Here is an 18,783-nt window from a genome sequence, read left to right as displayed (position 1 = left end):
TTTTGAGCCTAACTTGCAATCATGGGATTTAACCGCATGGATTCGGGAGCTTACCTTGCCAGCCAGCTGGCGAAGGGTTTTGCCCGCTCGCTGCACCAGCGCGCGGTAGGGCTTGGTTTCTCTCCAGGCCAGTTTCCCATCCTGCTGGAACTCTGGGCCGAGGATGGCCTGACCCAGAAACAGCTTCTCGACCGAGTCGCTATCGAGCAGGCGACCATGGCCAATACGCTTTCGCGCATGGTCCGCGACGGGCTGATCGAACGCCGGCCGCATCCGTCCGACAAGCGGGCGCAGCTGATTTTCCTGACGCCGAAGGCCCGTGCCATGGAGGCTGAGGCGATCGAGACCGCGCGTGAGGCGGATCTGGCGCTGTTCAAAGGCTTTCGCGGATTCGAGCGCGAGCTGACGCTCGAATATATCCGCCGGCTGCTGGAAAACGCCAAGGCGCTCTGACCGAGCCTACTCCCAGGCAAGACGCGTCGGTCGCCGCCGCGCTATCGGCAGTGCGTCGGCGTCAGCCGTTGAGGACAAGAGGTCTTTACGGGCGGCGAGCTTGATGCTCGGTTCGATATCCGGCTTGCCGAGCAAAAAGCCCTGTACCTGGGCGCAGCCTTCTTCGACGACGATCTGGCGCTGCGTCTCGGTTTCGACGCCCTCCGTCACGACAGGCATGCCGAGGCTGTGGCCGAGGCCGATGATCGCGCGCACGATCGAACGTGACGCTGCGTCATGTTCCAGCATGCCGGTGAAGCTGCGGTCGACCTTGATCTTGTCGAACGGGAAGGTTCGCAGGTTGGAAAGCGAGGAAAAGCCGGTGCCGAAGTCGTCCATGACGATGTGAACACCCAGACTGCGCAGGCGCTGCAGCGTGGCCATCACCCGATCGCGGTCACGGATGAGAGCGGCCTCGGTGATTTCGATTTCCAGCCGGTCGGGCGCGAGCCCTGTTTCCTCGAGGATTGCCTCGATCCGCTCGCAAAGGTTCGGCAGCATGAACTGCACCGGCGAGACATTGACGGCGATCGTCAGCGGATGCGGCCAGCGCGCAGCCTCTGTACAGGCCTCGCGCAGCACCCATTCGCCGAGCTGGACGATCGACCCGCTTTCCTCGGCGATCGGAATGAAGACATCCGGCTCGCTGATGCCGTGCCCCGGCCGGTTCCAGCGCATCAAGGCCTCGTAACCGCTGACCTCGCCACTAAGTGCACCGTAAATCGGCTGATAGCTGACATGGATCTGATTGCGGGTGATGGCGTGGCGCAGTTCGCTTTCGATCTGGCGGCGGGCTCGCGTGGCCTCGTCCATTTCCGCATCGAAGAAACAGGCCTTGCCGCGGCCGCCGTGCTTGACCCGATAAAGTGCGATATCGGCATTGTTGCAGATCTCGTCCACATCTCGTCCGTCGGCCGGATAAAGGGCAATGCCGAGGCTGACGCCGACGGCCGTGGGGTCGCGTGCCGTATCCATCTCGGCGGCGAATTCGTCGAGGATCGCGGCTGCGAGCTTCTGCGCGGCCGCCGGTTGCTGTCCGGCGGGCTGAATGATGGCAAATTCATCGCCACCGAGACGGGCGATCGTATCGCTTTCATCGGCGACCCGCCGGAGAATCGAGGCAACCTTGCGAAGAATTCGGTCGCCCTCGGCATGGCCGAAAATATCGTTGACGCTCTTGAACCGATCGAGATCGATATAGAAGAGGGCCATCTTGCTGTTCTTTCGTTCGGCCATCTGCAGTGCCTGGCGGACGCGCGTATCGAACAACGACCGGTTCGGAAGATCGGTCAGAACATCGTGGTGGGCGAGATGTTCGATCATCTCCTCGGCCTGCCTGCGCTCCGTCAGATCGCGCACCGCCAGCACGTCACAATTGTGCCCGCGATAGACGATCCTGCTCGTGTTCACTTCGACGGCGATCTCCTTGCCGCTGCTGGTACTGAGCAAGGTCTCGCCGGGCCTGTTCTGCCCCTGGATGGCGGTCAAAGCAGCGGACGGCGCCTTGCCGACAAGATCGGCAAGCTTCCAGCCGAAAAGAGTTTGGAACCGTTCATTGGCATCGATGACCCTGCCTTCGCGCAGGATCAGCAGCCCTTCCTGCGAGGCATTGGCGAGCCCTCTCAGATCCGTCAGATGGCTGTCGATAAAGACTACCGCGATAGCGGTCAGAATGAGAGCTGTCGCCGCTACCACGACGATCGCTGCCAGCAGGCTGGTATCGAGCACCATCGCCGGGACCTCTTTGCCGGGATCCGGCACAAGCGTGATGCTTGCCATCGAAATGAAGTGGAGAGCGCAGATTGCAAGAACGAAGATGACGGACGAGGTGAGGAGCCGCCTCAGGCCGCTCCATTGGAAGAAAGCGTAGAAGGCAGCGCTCGACAGCAGCGCTCCCGCCAGAACCGCACTCAGCGTCATGTAGGGATCGTAAACGATGACCGCCTGTGTCTCGATCGCCTGCATACCGGTCAGGTGCATCGAGGCGATGCCGAGCGCCATCAGGACGCCGCCGCGGATGCGCGAAAACCTGCCGCGGCTCTCCGACGCGACGACGATCGCCGCCCACGAACCGACAACCGACAGGAGGAAGGAAAGCGCCGTCAGCCCCAGTTGGTAGCTGATCGGCATGCCGCCGTCATAGGCCAGCATCGCGATGAAGTGCGTTGCCCATACGCCTGTGCCGAAGGCGAAAGCCGAGGCGCCGATCCAGAGCTTGCGGCGCCCGGCATCGCATCCTTGAGCGCGCGAAAGCGGCAGCATCGCTGCCATCGCGCCGACCAGGCAAACCGCCGCCGCTGCCAGCACCAGCCGCCAATCGTGATCTTCCCGAATACATGTAATGACCGAAAACATCCGTCCCCCCGAACAGCTGAATTCTGTCAGGTTATTTAGGTTGTACTAAATAACTGTAAATTGAATTAGAAGCTTCTTCTATATTATCCGGCAATCTTCTTGCACCCGATCTGGATATGGCCACTTTCGCGCCGCCCATTTTGCTTTTCCGCCTCGCCTGCCTTCCTCGTTTGGTCTATCGTCCGGCCAAATTTCAAAAAGGAGTCGAAAATGACGGATCTACAACAGGTGCTTGCGCGCGCGGATCAGAACCTTTCCTCAAGCCTCGACAAGCTGTTCGAGCTTCTGCGCATCCAGTCGATTTCCACTGATCCCGTCTACAAGACCGAATGCCGGAAGGCGGCCGAATGGCTGGTCGCCTATCTCGAAGGCCTCGGCTTTACCGCCTCGGTGCGTGACACACCGGGCCACCCGATGGTGGTCGCCCACCACGCCGGCGCTTCCGCCGACGCGCCCCATGTGCTTTTCTACGGCCATTACGACGTGCAGCCGGTCGACCCGATCGAGCTCTGGGAAAACGATCCCTTCGAGCCATCGATCAAGCATGTCGGTGATGGCCGCAAGATCCTGACCGGGCGCGGCACCTCCGACGACAAGGGCCAGCTGATGACCTTCGTCGAAGCCTGCCGCGCCTATAAGGAGATCAACGGCGCACTTCCCTGCCGCATCACCATTCTGTTCGAGGGCGAGGAGGAATCGGGCTCACCGTCCCTGAAGCCTTTCCTCGAAGCCAACGCCGCCGAACTCAAGGCCGATTATGCGCTTGTCTGCGATACCGGCATGTGGGACCGCGACACGCCGGCAATCGCCGCGGCACTCCGCGGCCTCGTCGGCGAGGAGGTGGTCGTGACGGCGGCCGACCGCGACTTGCATTCCGGCCTCTTCGGCGGTGCTGCGGCCAATCCGATCCATATTCTCGTCGAGGCGCTTGCCGGCCTGCATGACGAGACCGGGCGCATCACGCTCGAGGGCTTTTACGACGGCGTCGAGGAAACGCCCGACAACATCAAGGCGTCATGGGAGACGCTCGGCAAAACGGCCGAGAGCTTCCTCGGTGAAGTCGGCCTTTCCATTCCCTCCGGCGAAAAGGGCCGGTCGGTGCTGGAACTCACCTGGGCGCGGCCGACGGCCGAAATCAACGGCATCTGGGGCGGATATACGGGCGAAGGCTTCAAGACGGTCATCGCTGCCAAGGCCTCGGCCAAGGTTTCGTTCCGGCTCGTCGGTACCCAGGACCCGGCCGCTATCCGCGAGGCTTTCCGCAGCTATGTCAGGTCGAAAATTCCGGCCGACTGCTCGGTGGAATTCCATCCGCATGGCGGCTCGCCGGCGATTCATCTCTCCTATGATTCGCCTGTTCTGACCAAGGCGAAGACGGCGCTTTCCGACGAGTGGCCGAAACCTGCCATCGTCATCGGCATGGGCGGCTCGATCCCGATTGTCGGAGATTTCCAGAAGATGCTCGGCATGGAATCGCTGCTCGTCGGCTTCGGCCTCGCCGATGACCGTATCCATTCGCCGAACGAGAAGTACGAGCTTGTCTCCTACCACAAGGGCATCCGCTCCTGGGTGCGGATCCTTCGGGCGCTCGCCGGCTAAACGCGATGGCAGGCCTTGTGGCCGGCCCGTCAAAATTAAAACAAAAGGCCGGTCGCCCGGCCTTTCGTCATCCGCTCGGCTCGGTGCCAGTTCATCCGTGGTCAAGGAGCAAAGCGGGTATGCCGTCAGATTGCCGCCCGAAGGTTAACAGGCGGTTAACGGTGCTCTCATGAGGTACTCTCGATGGACCATGAGAGCGCGCACCCGAATGTGGCGCACAAATCTCCCCCCGTTCAAGCTGCGTTCATCGCGCTCGATCTATAAGATGTTGAAAGACAAAGCGAATGATGACGCCCTAACAAATGCCGGCGATCGCTCTATCTTTTGTTCCAGATGGCATATGCCAAGGAAACGCAGCCGAGCGCTGCCTGAAAAACACGCCAACGAGGAGTGAGAAGCGTGAGAAACCTCATCGTCAAAATAGCCGCGGCCGCGCTGCTTGTGCTGGCTCCGGCAATAGCGCAGGCCGCCGAGGGATACTCGACGGCCAACGTCAACATGCGCGCGGGTCCAAGCACCCGGTACCCGGCCGTCGCCGTCATACCCGCCGGTTCGTCCGTCGAAATCCGTGGATGCCTTTCCAACGTCAACTGGTGCGACGTCGAATTCTACGGCGGCCGCGGCTGGGTCTCCGGCCAGTACGTGCAGGCCGTCTACCAGCAACGCCGTGTCTATGTCGGTCCGCAATATTACCGTCCGCTCGGCATTCCCATGGTTACCTTCAGCGTCGGCAATTATTGGGACCGCTACTACCGCGGCCGCGATTTCTATCGCGAGCGTGACCGCTGGAGCCGCGGCCCGGACTATTATTATCGCGACCGGGACTACCGGGATCGGGATTACCGGCGGGAGTATCGGGATCGGGATTATCAGGTCCGCGAGTACCGGGATCGTGACCGCGACCGGCGCGACGACGCCCGAAGGGAGGAACGCCGCAGAGAGGTCCGCAGGGATGACGGCAACAGGAGTTCGGATTTCCGCGATCTGCCGCAGTTCAGAGGCGGGAAGGCCGACACCTACAATCATCCGGATCCAAGGGCTTCGCCTTTCGTCTGCCGCCCGGGCGATCCCTCCTGCGGCGACTGAAATATCGTGGGCGGCGGCAGTGCCGCCCTTTCTGCACAGAATCGCTGGAAAGCAGAGCCACGAAAAAGCCCGGCGCTCCTTGGGGGGATGCACCGGGCCTGATGTCGATCGGCACGCGTTGAGGGGAGACGGCCGATCATTCGCGGGACGTGAGGGGCTGTCCCGCTTCTCCGTAAACAGCCGTCGAGCCTATTGGTTCCGCTCGCTGCATAATTCTTTAAATCAGCATTCTATTTGATTGCTGCAACGCCTCCGGGGTCTGTGGTCATGACCTGCGCGGCTCGACAGCGCGACCCACCTCACTCGTTGTCCTTTAACACCCCGTTAAATCGCCGCAATTACAGTTCAGTCGGATGATCACGTCGCCCGCTGCATAGTTCCTTAAATGGAAATCAGTTTAAGGACAAAATTATGCAGCACTTCAAAGGTGCTACAGCGTCCTTCGCGCGTCTGAAGAGACACCCGGCGCTATAGGACGCCGTTATGCGAAGTGGGTTTCGCGATCGAACAGGGGATGCGACCGGTCCGCGATGGCAGGCAGAGGCAAATCAGGCGACAGAATCGAACCGTCCTTCAGCGGCCGCCCGGTCCGCGACGATGATGAATTTTCGCTCGACGCCGATGACCGCGTCATCGGAAGCAGATCCGCGCGGCGTGGCGGCTCCAAGCCCCCGCCGCAGCGTGCCGCCCGCCAGCGGCGGCGTGAGCCGCGGGAGCGTGAAGGCGGCGGCCTTTTCGGCTTCCTGCGCGGCGTGGTCTACTGGTGCGTCGTGCTTTTCATCTGGGCCGGCATCGGCGTTGCAGGGCTTGTCCTCTATTACGGCTCGCGCATGCCGAGCGCCAGCACATGGGCGATCCCCGAGCGGCCGCCGAACGTCAAGATCACCGCCGTCGACGGCAGCGTCATTGCCAATCGCGGCGCCACCGGCGGCGAGGCCCTGTCGCTCGAAAACATGTCGCCCTATATTCCCGAAGCCGTCATCGCCATCGAAGACCGGCGTTTTTATTCGCATTTCGGCGTCGATCCGCTCGGCCTCGGGCGGGCGATCGTCACCAATTTTACGGCCGGCCATATGGTGCAGGGCGGTTCGACGCTGACGCAACAGCTTGCCAAGAATCTCTTCCTCTCTCCCGAGAGAACGCTGGAACGCAAGGTGCAGGAGGTGCTGCTGGCGCTCTGGCTGGAGCAGAAATACACCAAGGACCAGATCCTTGCGATGTATCTCAACCGGGTGTTTTTTGGATCGAACGCCTATGGCGTCGAGGCGGCCTCACGCCGCTATTTCAACAAATCGGCGCGGGATGTGAACCTTGGCGAGGCCGCGGTGCTGGCCGGCCTGCTCAAGGCGCCGTCGCGGCTTTCGCCGGCCCGCGACGCGGAAGCGGCGAATGCGCGCGCCCAGCTCGTGCTCGCGGCGATGCGCGAGCAGGGTTTCATCACCGATTCCGAGGTCAAAACAGCGATGTCGCAGACCCCGGCTTCGGCCAAGAGCTACTGGTCAGGCGCCGGGCATTATGTGGCCGATATGGTCATGGACGAATTGCCGGGCCTGATCGGCGACGTCAAGGAAGATATCGTCGTCGATACGACGATCGACAAATCGCTGGAGAAGAAGGCCGAGCAGTCGCTGGTCGACGTGCTCGACAAGGAGGGCGGCAAGCTCGACGCCTCGCAGGCGGCGCTGGTCTCGATCGACGGCACCGGGGCGATCCGGGCACTCGTCGGCGGCAGGGACTATGCGACGAGCCAGTTCAACCGCGCCGTCAAGGCCAAGCGCCAGCCGGGATCTTCGTTCAAACCCTTCGTCTATACCGCGGCGCTGGAAAAAGGGCTGACGCCTTTTTCGGTGTTCAACGACGCGCCGATCCGCATCGGCGACTGGACGCCGGAGAATTACGAGAAGAAATACAATGGCGAAGTGACGCTCGCCACTGCGCTCGCCAAGTCGCTGAACACTGTGGCCGCGCAGCTGGTGATGTATGACGGCCCGGATCAGGTGATCAAACTCGCCCACCGGCTCGGGATCGAAAGCGAGCTGCAGCCGAACGCCTCGATTGCGCTCGGGACGTCCGAGGTGTCGCTGATGGAACTGACCGCCTCCTATGCCGCCTTCATGAACGGTGGCTACAAGGCGACGCCGCACGTCATCCGCCGGGTGACGACCGCCGAGGGCAAGGTTCTCTACGAAAATACCTATGACAGTCCGCCGCGCGTGCTTTCCGAGCAGATCGCCGCGCAGATGGATACGATGATGATGGGCGTCATCGAAAACGGCACCGGCAAGAGTGCCAAGATTCCCGGCTGGCAGGCGGCGGGCAAGACCGGCACGACGCAGAATTCGCGCGACGCGCTGTTCGTCGGCTTCACCAGCAACCTCACGACAGGCGTCTGGTTCGGCAATGACGACGGCAAGCCGATGAAGAAGGTGACCGGCGGCGGTCTTCCAGCCAAGGCCTGGAAGGAATTCATGATCGCCGCCCACAAGGGCCTTTCGCCGGCGCCGCTCTTCGGCAACGGCCAGCTGATCGACAATCCGAACAGCGGTCAGCCGATGGCGCAGGCAGCGCCCGACGGCGGGCAGCCGGTCACGGCCGAAGTGCCGCCACCGACGACGATCGGCGGCATCATATCAGGCGTCTTCGGCGGCAGCGAGAATGCCGAGCGTTATCCGCAGGCGCCTGTCCGGCAACAGCGGGCAAGCCCCGGAAACGGCCCTGTTCCGCCTGCAGACGTTGCCGAAGGCGGCGGTTCAGGCTACGACGGCGTCGTGCCGCCCGGCGATGTCGGTGGGCCGCAGACGACCTCTTCGGTGCAGCCTCGGCGCACGACCCTGCTCGACCTGATCATGGGTCAATGAGATTCCGTGCTGCATGCCCGGCGCAAGCCATATATCCTAGAAATCGCACGCTTTCCGGGGATCGGGCGACCTCTTTCCGGGCTGCTGCGAAAATTGAAGGCAACACATTCGTTTTGCTGGATTCCGGGCTATTTCCCGCCTTGCAGTCGAGAAAACCGCTCCTTATATACGCCGCATCACCGCAATCACGATTGCGTAATCACGTAGACCCATCCCGTAAGGGGCTGTCAGGGAAATGCCTTCTGGGGGTTCCGACAGCTTGCTTCAAGGAGAGAATAACATGGCAAAAGTAATTGGTATCGACCTCGGAACGACGAATTCCTGCGTCGCAGTCATGGACGGCAAGGACGCAAAGGTCATCGAGAATGCGGAAGGTGCGCGCACGACCCCTTCCATGGTGGCCTTTTCCGATGACGGCGAACGCCTCGTCGGCCAGCCGGCCAAGCGCCAGGCGGTCACCAACCCGACGAACACGCTCTTTGCGGTCAAGCGCCTGATCGGCCGCCGTTACGAAGATCCGACCGTCGAGAAGGACAAGCATCTCGTTCCCTTCACCATCGTCAAGGGCGACAATGGCGACGCCTGGGTCGAAGCCAATGGCAAGGGCTACTCGCCCGCACAGATTTCCGCGATGATCCTTCAGAAGATGAAGGAAACCGCCGAATCCTATCTCGGCGAAAAGGTCGAGAAGGCCGTCATCACCGTTCCCGCCTACTTCAACGACGCACAGCGCCAAGCAACCAAGGATGCCGGCAAGATCGCCGGTCTTGAAGTGCTCCGCATCATCAACGAGCCGACCGCTGCCGCTCTCGCCTACGGCCTCGACAAGAAGGACGGCAAGACGATCGCCGTCTACGACCTTGGCGGCGGCACCTTCGATATTTCGATCCTTGAGATCGGCGACGGCGTCTTCGAAGTGAAGTCCACCAACGGCGATACCTTCCTCGGCGGTGAAGACTTCGACATGCGTCTCGTCGAATATCTCGTTGCCGAATTCAAGAAGGACAACGGCATCGACCTGAAGAACGACAAGCTTGCCCTGCAGCGCCTCAAGGAAGCCGCGGAAAAGGCCAAGATCGAGCTGTCGTCCTCGCAGCAGACCGAAATCAACCTGCCGTTCATCACGGCCGACGCATCCGGCCCGAAGCACCTGACGCTGAAGCTGACCCGTGCCAAGCTCGAGAGCCTGGTCGACGATCTGGTCCAGCGTACGATCGCGCCCTGCAAGGCAGCCCTCAAGGACGCCGGCGTCACCGCTGCCGAAATCGACGAAGTGGTTCTGGTCGGCGGCATGAGCCGCATGCCGAAGGTGCAGGAAGTCGTCAAACAGCTGTTCGGCAAGGAGCCGCACAAGGGCGTCAACCCGGATGAAGTGGTTGCGCTCGGCGCCGCCATCCAGGCCGGCGTTCTGCAGGGCGACGTCAAGGACGTTCTGCTGCTCGACGTCACTCCACTGTCGCTCGGCATCGAAACGCTCGGCGGTGTCTTCACCCGTCTGATCGAACGCAACACGACGATCCCGACGAAGAAGAGCCAGACCTTCTCGACCGCGGAAGACAACCAGCAGGCCGTCACCATCCGCGTTTCGCAGGGCGAGCGCGAAATGGCTGCCGACAACAAGCTGCTCGGCCAGTTCGACCTCGTCGGCCTGCCGCCGTCGCCGCGCGGCGTGCCGCAGATCGAAGTCACCTTCGACATCGATGCCAACGGCATCGTGCAGGTTTCGGCCAAGGACAAGGGCACCGGCAAGGAACAGCAGATCCGCATCCAGGCTTCCGGCGGCCTTTCCGACGCCGACATCGAAAAGATGGTCAAGGATGCCGAATCCCATGCTGCCGAAGACAAGAAGCGCCGCGAGACCGTAGAAGCCAAGAACCAGGCCGAAAGCCTGATCCATTCGACGGAAAAGTCGCTGAAGGATTACGGCGACAAGGTCTCCGAAGCTGACCGCACCGCCATCTCGGATGCGATCGCCGCGCTGAAGTCCTCGACCGAGGCAACCGAAGCCGACGCCGAAGACATCAAGGCCAAGACCCAGACGCTCATGGAAGTTTCCATGAAGCTCGGCCAGGCGATCTATGAAGCACAGCAGGCCGAAGGTGGCGCTGCTGCCGATGCCTCCGCGGAAGGCGGCGACAATGTCGTCGACGCCGACTACGAGGAAATCAAGGACGACGACCGCAAGAAGTCCGCGTAATCCGCGGCGGCGTGGTTATGCTTCAACACCTGATCCGGCTGCTCACCATGGCAGCCGGAAATCCATTTCCGGGGTTTAATCCTTAATGGCAAAAGCGGACTTTTACGAAACTCTGGGTGTAGCCAAATCGGCGGACGAGAAAGAGCTGAAGAGCGCCTTCCGAAAGCTGGCGATGAAATATCACCCGGACAAGAACCCGGATGACAAGGAAGCCGAACGGAAGTTCAAGGAAATCAACGAAGCCTATGAAATGCTCAAGGACCCGCAGAAGCGGGCAGCCTATGATCGCTATGGCCACGCAGCCTTTGAGCACGGCGGCATGGGCGGCGGTGGCGGCGGATTTGCCGGCGGCGGCTTCTCCGACATCTTCGAGGATATTTTCGGCGAGATGATGGGCGGCGGACGGGCGCGCCAGCGCTCTGCGGGAGGCCGCGAGCGCGGCGCCGATCTTCGCTATAATATGGAAATAACGCTGGAAGAGGCTTTCTCCGGCAAGACGGCGCAGATCCGGGTGCCCACCTCGATCACCTGCGACGTCTGTTCGGGTTCGGGCGCCAAGCCCGGCACACAGCCTAAGAACTGCGGTACCTGCCAGGGCTCGGGCCGCGTGCGCGCGGCGCAGGGCTTCTTCTCGATCGAGCGGACCTGCCCGACCTGCCACGGCCGCGGCCAGATCATTCCCGATCCGTGTCCGAAATGCCACGGCCAGGGCCGGGTGACGGAAGAGCGGTCGCTCTCCGTCAATATTCCCGCCGGCATCGAGGACGGCACGCGCATCCGCCTGCAGGGCGAGGGCGAAGCCGGGACCCGCGGCGGACCGGCCGGCGATCTTTATATCTTCCTGTCGGTGAAGCCGCATGAATTCTATCAGCGCGACGGAGCTGACCTCTATTGCGCCGTGCCGATCTCGATGACGACGGCGGCTCTCGGCGGAACCTTCGACGTGGCGACGCTCGACAGTACCAAATCGCGGGTGAGCGTGCCGGAGGGCACGCAGGCCGGCAAACAGTTCCGCCTCAAGGGCAAGGGCATGCCGGTGCTGCGTTCGGCGCAGACGGGCGATCTCTATATCCAGATCCAGATCGAGACACCGCAAAAGCTCACCAAGCGCCAGCGCGAGCTGCTGCAGGAATTCGAGCAGATTTCTTCCAAGGAGAACAATCCGGAGTCGACGGGTTTCTTTGCCCGGATGAAGGAATTCTTCGAAGGCTGATCTGTCGGTCGATAGGCAATCGCGAAAGCCGGGGACGGAAACGTCTCCGGCTTTTTTGCTCGCGCAAATCCTGATTTGGGACAGAGGCAGTTCATGCCAGGCGATCTGTTCAGATCCGCCGCGCAATCTGTTCCAGATCGATACGGTGCCCGATCGGAAAAGGAACTTGCGTTAACGCAGCCCGATGATGCCGCTTGCAAGTTTTTCAAATGACTTCAATCTTTGCCGTCAGTGCATGACCGAGGAGATCGGAATCGATATCAGCAAGGTGATGCACAGTTTAAAGCGACAGAGCGTTCCAGCGCGTCCCATTGGACGCAGGCGCTCTGACTGGGACCACCGAAGCAAGAGTATCCATCATGGCGCCAGCCTTTTCCTCTCAGTCCGACGATGTCGACGTTCTCGCCGGCGCCATCTACACATGGTGTGCCGAGCGCAATATCAAGCTTCGCAGCCAGCAGGGCCTTTCCATCGCCAGTATCGCGATCGACCTTTACCACGCCGGCCACCAGACGCAGGACGAGCTGCTGACGGCGTTGCATGGGTGCGAGATTCACTGATTCACCAGCGCGTCGCGAAATGCTCCTACCGCTGGGGACAGGCAGCCCTGACAGGTTCGAAGGTCATCCCTATCTGAAGATAGTCTTGCCTTTCTCGAGGTCAGCTGACCGCTTCAGCGGAGTCAAGCGGCGTTATCGACCGCTTCGCCGCTCATGAGTGTCAGGATGGTCTTGACCGCTTCCTTGCCTGCCGCCGAGTTCAGCTTGTCGTAGCTCAGTGCAAGGGCATAGGCATCAGGACTGAGTTCGATACGGCCGCCGAATTCAGATATATCCGTCCCCTCGAAGAGGGCGGAGATCTCGACACCGAGAAAAACCGCGATCTGATGCAGCTTGCTGGCTGAAACGCGGTTCGTCCCCTTTTCATATTTCTGGATCTGCTGGAAAGTCAGCCCGAGTGCTTCACCGAGCTCGAGCTGGGAAACGCGACGAATGGCGCGAAGCTGTCTGATGTTGCGACCAACAATGATATCGACCGGATCTGGCACTTCACCACTCTCTTATACATGAACCTTTTGTTCACCATATCGTTTTCCCGAGATAACGCAACCCATTAGTTGCAAAATTCAACCGACTTTTTCTGGACATCACGTTACGTCAGCAGCCACCGAAGAATGTCGCAGAAGCCCTGTCATGCAAGCAATCCGAGAGCGCCGACGATGACCGTCGTCGGTGAGCACGCTAATGTCGGACGCCTCTGATGCGGTTGTAATTTTTGCGGATTTTGGGAAAACAGTACCGGAACGTTCCGGAATCGATCGTATTTGCTATGCTTCCGGTGAAGCGCGCGATCGCGGCCCGAAGCAGCGAGCTTGCCATCCGCGCCGCTTCGGCTTAGCTGTCACGCTTCACGAATCCGGATACGCAATGCCGCATAAGGTTTCTCTTTCCCGCCTGAAGCTGACAGACTTCCGCAATTATGCGGCCGCGAGCCTTAGTCTCGACGGTCGGCATGCCGTGCTGACCGGAGACAATGGCGCCGGCAAGACCAATCTCATGGAGGCGGTCTCGCTGCTTTCGCCTGGCCGCGGCCTGCGCCGAGCCGCCTATGGCGACATTACCCGTGTCGGCGCGGCCGGTGGCTTTTCGATCTTCGCAGCGCTCGACGGCATGGAGGGCGAAGTCGAGATAGGAACCGGCATAGAAGCGGGCGAGGAGACCACAGCCCGCCGGCTTCGCATCAACGGCACCCCGGCAAAAACCGCCGACGAATTGACCGATCACCTGCGTCTTCTCTGGCTGACACCGGCGATGGACGGGCTCTTTACCGGCGCCTCCTCCGACCGCCGGCGCTTTCTCGACCGGCTGGTGCTGTCGCTCGATCCTGCCCACGGCCGCCGCGCCAGCGATTTCGAGCGCGCCATGCGCAGCCGCAACAAGCTGCTGGACGAAGGCCGTTTCGACCCTTCGTGGCTTGCGGGAATCGAAGAACAGATGGCAAGTCTCGGCATCGCCATGGCGCTCGCCCGCCAGGAGATGCTCGGCCTATTGACCCGGCTGACCGAGGAAACACTGGAGAGCTCGCCTTTCCCGTCTGCCTCACTGCAGCTCTCGGGTTTCATGGACGGCCAGTTCTCGCGCCCATCGGTCGACCTCGAGGACGACTACGCGGCGATGCTCGCCGAAAGCCGCTACCGCGATGCCGGTGCGGGGCGCACGCTGGAGGGACCGCACCGGACCGATCTCATCGTCCACCACCGCGAAAAGGCGATGGAGGCGGAGCGGTGTTCCACCGGCGAGCAGAAAGCGCTGCTTGTCGGGCTGGTGCTTGCCCATGCGCGGCTCGTCGGCAATCTTACCGGTCATACGCCGATCCTGCTGCTCGACGAGATCGCCGCGCATCTCGATGAGAACAGGCGCGCCGCGCTGTTCGACCTCATCGACGGACTCGGCGGTCAGGCCTTCATGACCGGAACGGATCGGGGAATGTTCTCGGCCCTTGGCGACAGGGCGCAGTTCTTTACGGTTGCGGACGGAAAGGTGTTCGGATGAGGGAGACAGCTTTTCCCGATGTCGAGGACCATGCTACCATCGCCGCCATGGAACCTCTCAGCCCCGATGAAATCGCCCGGTATCAACGCCATATCCTGCTACCCGAAATCGGCGGCGCAGGCCAGCAGAAACTCAAAGCCGCCCGCGTGCTGGTGATCGGCGCCGGCGGGCTCGGTGCGCCGATCCTGCAATATCTCGCCGCCGCCGGTATCGGCACGCTCGGCATCGTCGACGACGACCGGGTGTCGCTATCCAATCTGCAGCGCCAGGTGATCCATAATTCCGGCACGATCGGCGAGCTGAAAACCGAAAGCGCCGCCTTGGCCATTGCCAGGCTCAACCCGCATGTGCGGCTCATCCGCTTCGAGGAACGCTTTTCTCGCGAGACTGCCCGGCGTCAATTATCCGGTTTCGATTTCCTGATCGACGGCTCCGACAATTTCGATACGCGTTATGCCGCGGCCGATGCGGCGGAGGAAGCACTTATTCCGCTCGTCACCGGCGCCGTCGGCCGTTTCGACGGTTCACTGACGGTGCTAAAACCTTATGAGACGGCCGAGGACGGAGCGCCCAACCCAGGCTATCGCGACCTGTTTCCCGAGCCACCCCCGGCGGGGCTGATTCCCAGCTGCGCCGAAGCCGGCATTATCGGCGCGCTCACCGGCGTCATCGGCACGATGATGGCGATGGAGGCGATCAAGCTCATCACCGGCGCCGGCGAGCCGCTGATCGGGCGACTGCTGCTTTACGACGCACTCTCGGCCCGGTTCGAAACCGTGCGCTACAAGCGCCGCCGCACCAGGCAGGCCGGATGACGATTATCCGCCTCGATCCGAGTTTCACGCGCTGGGACGAGCTGCTCGCCCTCATCCTTGCGGCCTTCGCTTCGATGAACGGCAGGATCGATCCGCCGTCCTCGGCGCTCAGTCTGACAGCGGAGGTGCTGGCGGCAAAGGCTGAGGCTGAGATCGGCCATGTCGTCATCGAAGATGGCAAACTGACCGGCTGCCTGTTTCTGCGGCCGGAGGCCGATTGTCTCTATGTCGGCAAGCTCGCCGTTCTGCCGGCAGCGCAAGGCAAAGGCCTCGGCAGGCGTTTGCTGGCAGTTGCCGAGGAGACGGCCGCAGAATTCGGCCTTGCCGCCTTGCGGCTGGAGACACGCATCGAGCTTACCGACAATCACGCCGTCTTTGCCGCCTGGGGATTTTCCAAAACCGCCGAGAAGGCGCATCCCGGTTTTGCCAGGACGACCTTCATCGAGATGCGGAAGAGCCTTGGACGCTGACGCGCGTCAGCGGCCAGGCAGCACCCGATTCGGCGGCCTGTGGCCGTCGATGAAGGTGCGGATATTGATGATGACCTTGTCGCCCATGTCGATCCGGCCTTCGATTGTCGCCGAGCTCATATGCGGCAGCAGCACGACCTTGCCCTCGTTGGCGAGCTTGACGAGCTTCGGATTGACGGCAGGCTCGTTCTCGAAGACGTCGAGGCCGGCGCCGGCGATCTTGCCCTCCCTCAGGCACTTGATCAGCGCGGTTTCATCGACGACGTCACCGCGCGCCGTATTGACGAGATAGGCCGTCGGCTGCAGCAGCGCCAGGCGGCGCGCCGAAATCAGGTGAAAGGTCGCCGGCGTCGAGGGGCAGTTGATCGAGACGATGTCGACGCGGGCCAGCATCTGGTCGAGGCTTTCCCAATAGGTTGCCTCCAACTCGTCCTCGACGGCCGGATTGACGCGCTTGCGGTTGTGATAGTGAATCGCAAGACCAAAAGCCTTGGCGCGGCGGGCCACCGCTGTGCCGATTCGCCCCATGCCGACGATGCCGATCCGCTTGCCGTGAATGCGCCGGCCGAGCATCCAGGTGGGAGACCAGCCGGCCCACTCGCCCGGCTTGTCGGTCAGTATCCGCGCCCCTTCGCCGAGCCGCCTCGGAACCGCGAGAATCAGCGCCATCGTCATGTCGGCAGTGTCCTCGGTCAGGACGTTCGGCGTGTTGGTGACGGTGATGCCCTTGCGCGCCGCCGCCTCGACGTCGATGTGGTCGGTGCCGTTGGAGAAGCTGGCAATCAGCTTCATCTGCGGTCCCGCCTCATCGATCAGCGCCGCATCGATGCGATCGGTGACCGTCGGCACCAGCACGTCGGCGGTCCGCACAGCGGCGATAAGCTCGGGAACGGAGCGCGGCGCGTCATCGATGTTCAGCTCGGCATCGAAGAGCTCCCGCATTCGGGTTTCGACGGCATCCGGCAGCTTGCGGGTGATGTAGACCTTCGGTTTTTTCTTCGCTGTCATGGCCGCCTGCGATGCCTTGTTCAGAGGTCTTTAACCAAGAGGGGTGATAATTTTCCCATTCCGGGCAATTTCTACCAGACCCGCACGCGAAGACAAACAAAACTCGTGGTGCAGCCGGGGAATGTCAAAGCCCGGACCGCGTGCAGGCCGAGCTTGCCCGCGAATTCGAGCAAACGGAAGCCTCCATGCGCAGCAAAGTCCTGAAGTCCTGCCTCGCCCTCGCGATCGCTCTGGCCGCATCCATGGGAACCTTAGAATTTGCTCATGCGCAGGCGGCCAAGGGGCCGAGCGGCCTGCCATTGCCGCGCTTCGTCACATTGAAATCGAAGCGCGTCAACCTGCGCATCGGCCCCGGAACGGACTTCGCCGTATCGTGGATGTATCTGAAGTCCGGACTGCCGGTGGAAATCATCCAGGAATACGACAATTGGCGCCGCATCCGCGATGCCGACGGCACTGAAGGCTGGGTCAATCAGTCGCTTCTATCAGGCCAGCGCGCGGCGATCGCCGCACCCTGGATGAAGACGAAGGGCAAGGGGGTCTATGTCAATCTGCGCCGCGAGGCGCAGCCCTCCGCCTCGATCGTCGCCAAGCTCGAACCCGGCGTGATGCTGACGATCGGCGAATGCAACGGCGATTGGTGCCACGCAGAGACCGACGGCGCCGCGGGCTGGGTGGCGCAGTCGGAAATCTGGGGCGCCTATCCCGGCGAAGCCTTCAAATAAGCCCCGCCTGTTTGGCGGCCTCGGAAAGCGAGGTCATCGGGCGTGGACCGATCTGCTGAATGACTATGCCGGCGGCGAGACAACCGAGCTTGCCGCAATCCTCGAGCGACCGTCCCTGCGTGTAGCCATAGAGGAAGCCGGAGGCAAACAGGTCGCCGGCGCCCGTTGTATCCACGACTTCCCGGATCCTGATCGCATTGACGTAATAACGCTCCCGGCCCTTCAGGATGACGGCGCCGTTCTCGCTCATCGTCACGGCGGCGATCTTGCAGTCCGCGGCAATCCTGTTCAGCGCCTCTTCGAAATCGTCGGTCTGATAAAGCGACAGCGCCTCCTGGCGATTGGCAAAGACGATATCGACCTTGCCGGAGCGCATCAGATCGAGGAACTCGCCGCGATACCGGTCGACGCAGAAACTGTCGGACAGCGTCATCGACATTTCCCGGCCGTGTTGATGGGCGATGCGGGCGCAATCGAGAATCGCCTCCTTGGCGCGCGGCGGATCCCACAGATAACCTTCGAAATAGGTGACCTTGGCATCGGCAACGACATCGGCCTCGACATCCTCAGGACCGAGTTCGACGCAGGCGCCGAGATAGGTATTCATCGAACGCTCGCCATCTTCGGTGACGAAGATCATCGAACGCGCCGTCGGCGGGAAGGTGCCCTTCGGCTTCGTTTGATAGTGGACGCCCTGGGCGCGGATATCGTGGGTGAAGATGTCTCCGAGCTGATCTGCGGCGACATTGCCGAAATAGGCGGCTTTGCCGCCGAGGTTGGCAACGCCCGCCGCCGTGTTGCCGGCGCTGCCGCCGGAGGCTTCCAGTGCCGGTCCCATGCGCGAATACAAGAGTTCGGCGCGTTCGGCATCGATGAGGTTCATCGCGGCCTTGGTGATCTGGTTGTCAATGAGGAACTGGTCGTTGCAACGGGCGATGATATCCACGATTGCGTTGCCGACCGTCAGAACATCGAATCTTGTCATGAAATGGGGGGTCCCGGATTTGTGATAGCCGGGGTTCGGTCTTAGCGAAATTTCCGCGGTTTGGAAGGACAAATGGTGAATGGCGCATCTATTCTTCGCAAAAGTGCCGCTTATTCGTCATGCCGCTGTCATCTTCGAAATCTAGAAATACTCGCAGGAACACCGGCATGAGCAGCTTTCAGTTGCAGCCGGGCGCCCGAGGGATGATCCCTTCGACTTACCGGCGCGATGCTGACCACGGATGAACTGGCAGCTTCGCGATTCGGGTATCCGGCAAGGCCGGAGCGGAAAAGCGGGCAGTGCCCGCTTTTTTTGCTCTGCGGAGAACTCCGCGGCCGGAGCGGGCGGCGTTTGCCTGCTGCTCGAGCGCGGTGCGTCCGTGGGGGCGCACAAAGGACGCTCTCACTCTTTAAATCTGCGCATCGGGC

15 protein-coding genes are annotated in these 18,783 nt (G+C 61.7%); 11 read left to right on the top strand and 4 right to left on the bottom strand.

Annotated elements, in window-relative coordinates; genetic code table 11:
- Positions 1 to 36 precede the first annotated feature (36 nt).
- Positions 37 to 453, top strand: a complete 417-nt coding sequence (locus Tal182_RS00920; protein WP_011423544.1) for a MarR family transcriptional regulator — start codon at positions 37 to 39, stop codon at positions 451 to 453.
- A gap of 6 nt (positions 454 to 459) precedes the next feature.
- Here the strand turns inward: Tal182_RS00920 and Tal182_RS00915 are convergent, their stop codons facing one another.
- Positions 460 to 2,847: an EAL domain-containing protein gene (locus tag Tal182_RS00915; protein ID WP_085857779.1), complete on the bottom strand. Its 2,388-nt coding sequence runs from the start codon at positions 2,845 to 2,847 to the stop codon at positions 460 to 462.
- Between the two features lie 210 nt (positions 2,848 to 3,057).
- Between Tal182_RS00915 and Tal182_RS00910 the strand changes: the two genes are divergently transcribed.
- The 6 genes from Tal182_RS00910 to Tal182_RS00885 all read left to right on the top strand — a co-directional run bounded on the left by Tal182_RS00910 (position 3,058) and on the right by Tal182_RS00885 (position 12,360).
- Positions 3,058 to 4,446 (top strand): dipeptidase, encoded by a 1,389-nt coding sequence (locus tag Tal182_RS00910; RefSeq protein WP_085857778.1) that lies wholly within the window; start codon positions 3,058 to 3,060, stop codon positions 4,444 to 4,446.
- 399 nt (positions 4,447 to 4,845) lie between these two features.
- Complete coding sequence (locus tag Tal182_RS00905) at positions 4,846 to 5,532, top strand: SH3 domain-containing protein (protein WP_064800246.1); 687 nt, start codon at positions 4,846 to 4,848, stop codon at positions 5,530 to 5,532.
- Positions 5,533 to 6,062: 530 nt separating this feature from the next.
- Positions 6,063 to 8,390, top strand: coding sequence for a transglycosylase domain-containing protein (locus Tal182_RS00900; protein ID WP_085857777.1), 2,328 nt, complete (start codon positions 6,063 to 6,065; stop codon positions 8,388 to 8,390).
- Positions 8,391 to 8,670: 280 nt separating this feature from the next.
- A complete protein-coding gene (gene dnaK / locus Tal182_RS00895; protein WP_064800244.1) occupies positions 8,671 to 10,587 on the top strand; it encodes a molecular chaperone DnaK in 1,917 nt (638 codons plus the stop codon).
- Positions 10,588 to 10,672: 85 nt separating this feature from the next.
- Positions 10,673 to 11,800 (top strand): molecular chaperone DnaJ, encoded by a 1,128-nt coding sequence (dnaJ, locus tag Tal182_RS00890; RefSeq protein ID WP_085857776.1) that lies wholly within the window; start codon positions 10,673 to 10,675, stop codon positions 11,798 to 11,800.
- A 359-nt stretch (positions 11,801 to 12,159) separates the two neighbouring features.
- Entirely contained in the window at positions 12,160 to 12,360 is a 201-nt protein-coding gene (locus Tal182_RS00885; RefSeq protein ID WP_064805820.1) for a hypothetical protein, read from the top strand.
- A 122-nt stretch (positions 12,361 to 12,482) separates the two neighbouring features.
- On the opposite strand, the gene Tal182_RS00880 is transcribed toward Tal182_RS00885, so the two are convergent.
- Positions 12,483 to 12,848: a helix-turn-helix transcriptional regulator gene (locus tag Tal182_RS00880; protein ID WP_064809241.1), complete on the bottom strand. Its 366-nt coding sequence runs from the start codon at positions 12,846 to 12,848 to the stop codon at positions 12,483 to 12,485.
- Between the two features lie 379 nt (positions 12,849 to 13,227).
- On the opposite strand from Tal182_RS00880, the gene recF reads away from it, so the two are divergent.
- Genes recF through Tal182_RS00865 form a run of 3 tightly spaced genes read left to right on the top strand, consistent with a single transcriptional unit; the run spans position 13,228 to position 15,637 of the window.
- On the top strand, positions 13,228 to 14,352 hold the full coding sequence (recF, locus tag Tal182_RS00875; RefSeq protein ID WP_085857775.1) for a DNA replication/repair protein RecF: 1,125 nt from the start codon (positions 13,228 to 13,230) through the stop codon (positions 14,350 to 14,352).
- Positions 14,349 to 15,167 carry a molybdopterin-synthase adenylyltransferase MoeB gene (locus Tal182_RS00870; protein WP_085857774.1) on the top strand — a complete coding sequence of 273 codons (819 nt, stop codon included), beginning with the start codon at positions 14,349 to 14,351 and terminating at the stop codon, positions 15,165 to 15,167. Before recF ends, Tal182_RS00870 begins: the two co-directional genes overlap by 4 nt.
- Positions 15,164 to 15,637 carry a GNAT family N-acetyltransferase gene (locus tag Tal182_RS00865; RefSeq protein ID WP_064800240.1) on the top strand — a complete coding sequence of 158 codons (474 nt, stop codon included), beginning with the start codon at positions 15,164 to 15,166 and terminating at the stop codon, positions 15,635 to 15,637. Before Tal182_RS00870 ends, Tal182_RS00865 begins: the two co-directional genes overlap by 4 nt.
- A gap of 6 nt (positions 15,638 to 15,643) precedes the next feature.
- Here the strand turns inward: Tal182_RS00865 and Tal182_RS00860 are convergent, their stop codons facing one another.
- Complete coding sequence (locus tag Tal182_RS00860; protein ID WP_064809239.1) at positions 15,644 to 16,645, bottom strand: D-glycerate dehydrogenase; 1,002 nt, start codon at positions 16,643 to 16,645, stop codon at positions 15,644 to 15,646.
- Between the two features lie 185 nt (positions 16,646 to 16,830).
- Between Tal182_RS00860 and Tal182_RS00855 the strand changes: the two genes are divergently transcribed.
- Positions 16,831 to 17,370: an SH3 domain-containing protein gene (locus Tal182_RS00855; protein ID WP_011423530.1), complete on the top strand. Its 540-nt coding sequence runs from the start codon at positions 16,831 to 16,833 to the stop codon at positions 17,368 to 17,370.
- Here the strand turns inward: Tal182_RS00855 and Tal182_RS00850 are convergent.
- Positions 17,363 to 18,355, bottom strand: coding sequence for an adenosine kinase (locus Tal182_RS00850; protein WP_064800238.1), 993 nt, complete (start codon positions 18,353 to 18,355; stop codon positions 17,363 to 17,365). The two genes, Tal182_RS00855 and Tal182_RS00850, sit on opposite strands and share 8 nt — an antisense overlap.
- Positions 18,356 to 18,783: the final 428 nt, after the last annotated feature.

The organism is Rhizobium sp. TAL182, from assembly GCF_002117725.1.
Classification (GTDB): domain Bacteria; phylum Pseudomonadota; class Alphaproteobacteria; order Rhizobiales; family Rhizobiaceae; genus Rhizobium; species Rhizobium esperanzae.
This window is presented reverse-complemented; position numbering and strand designations above follow the sequence as displayed.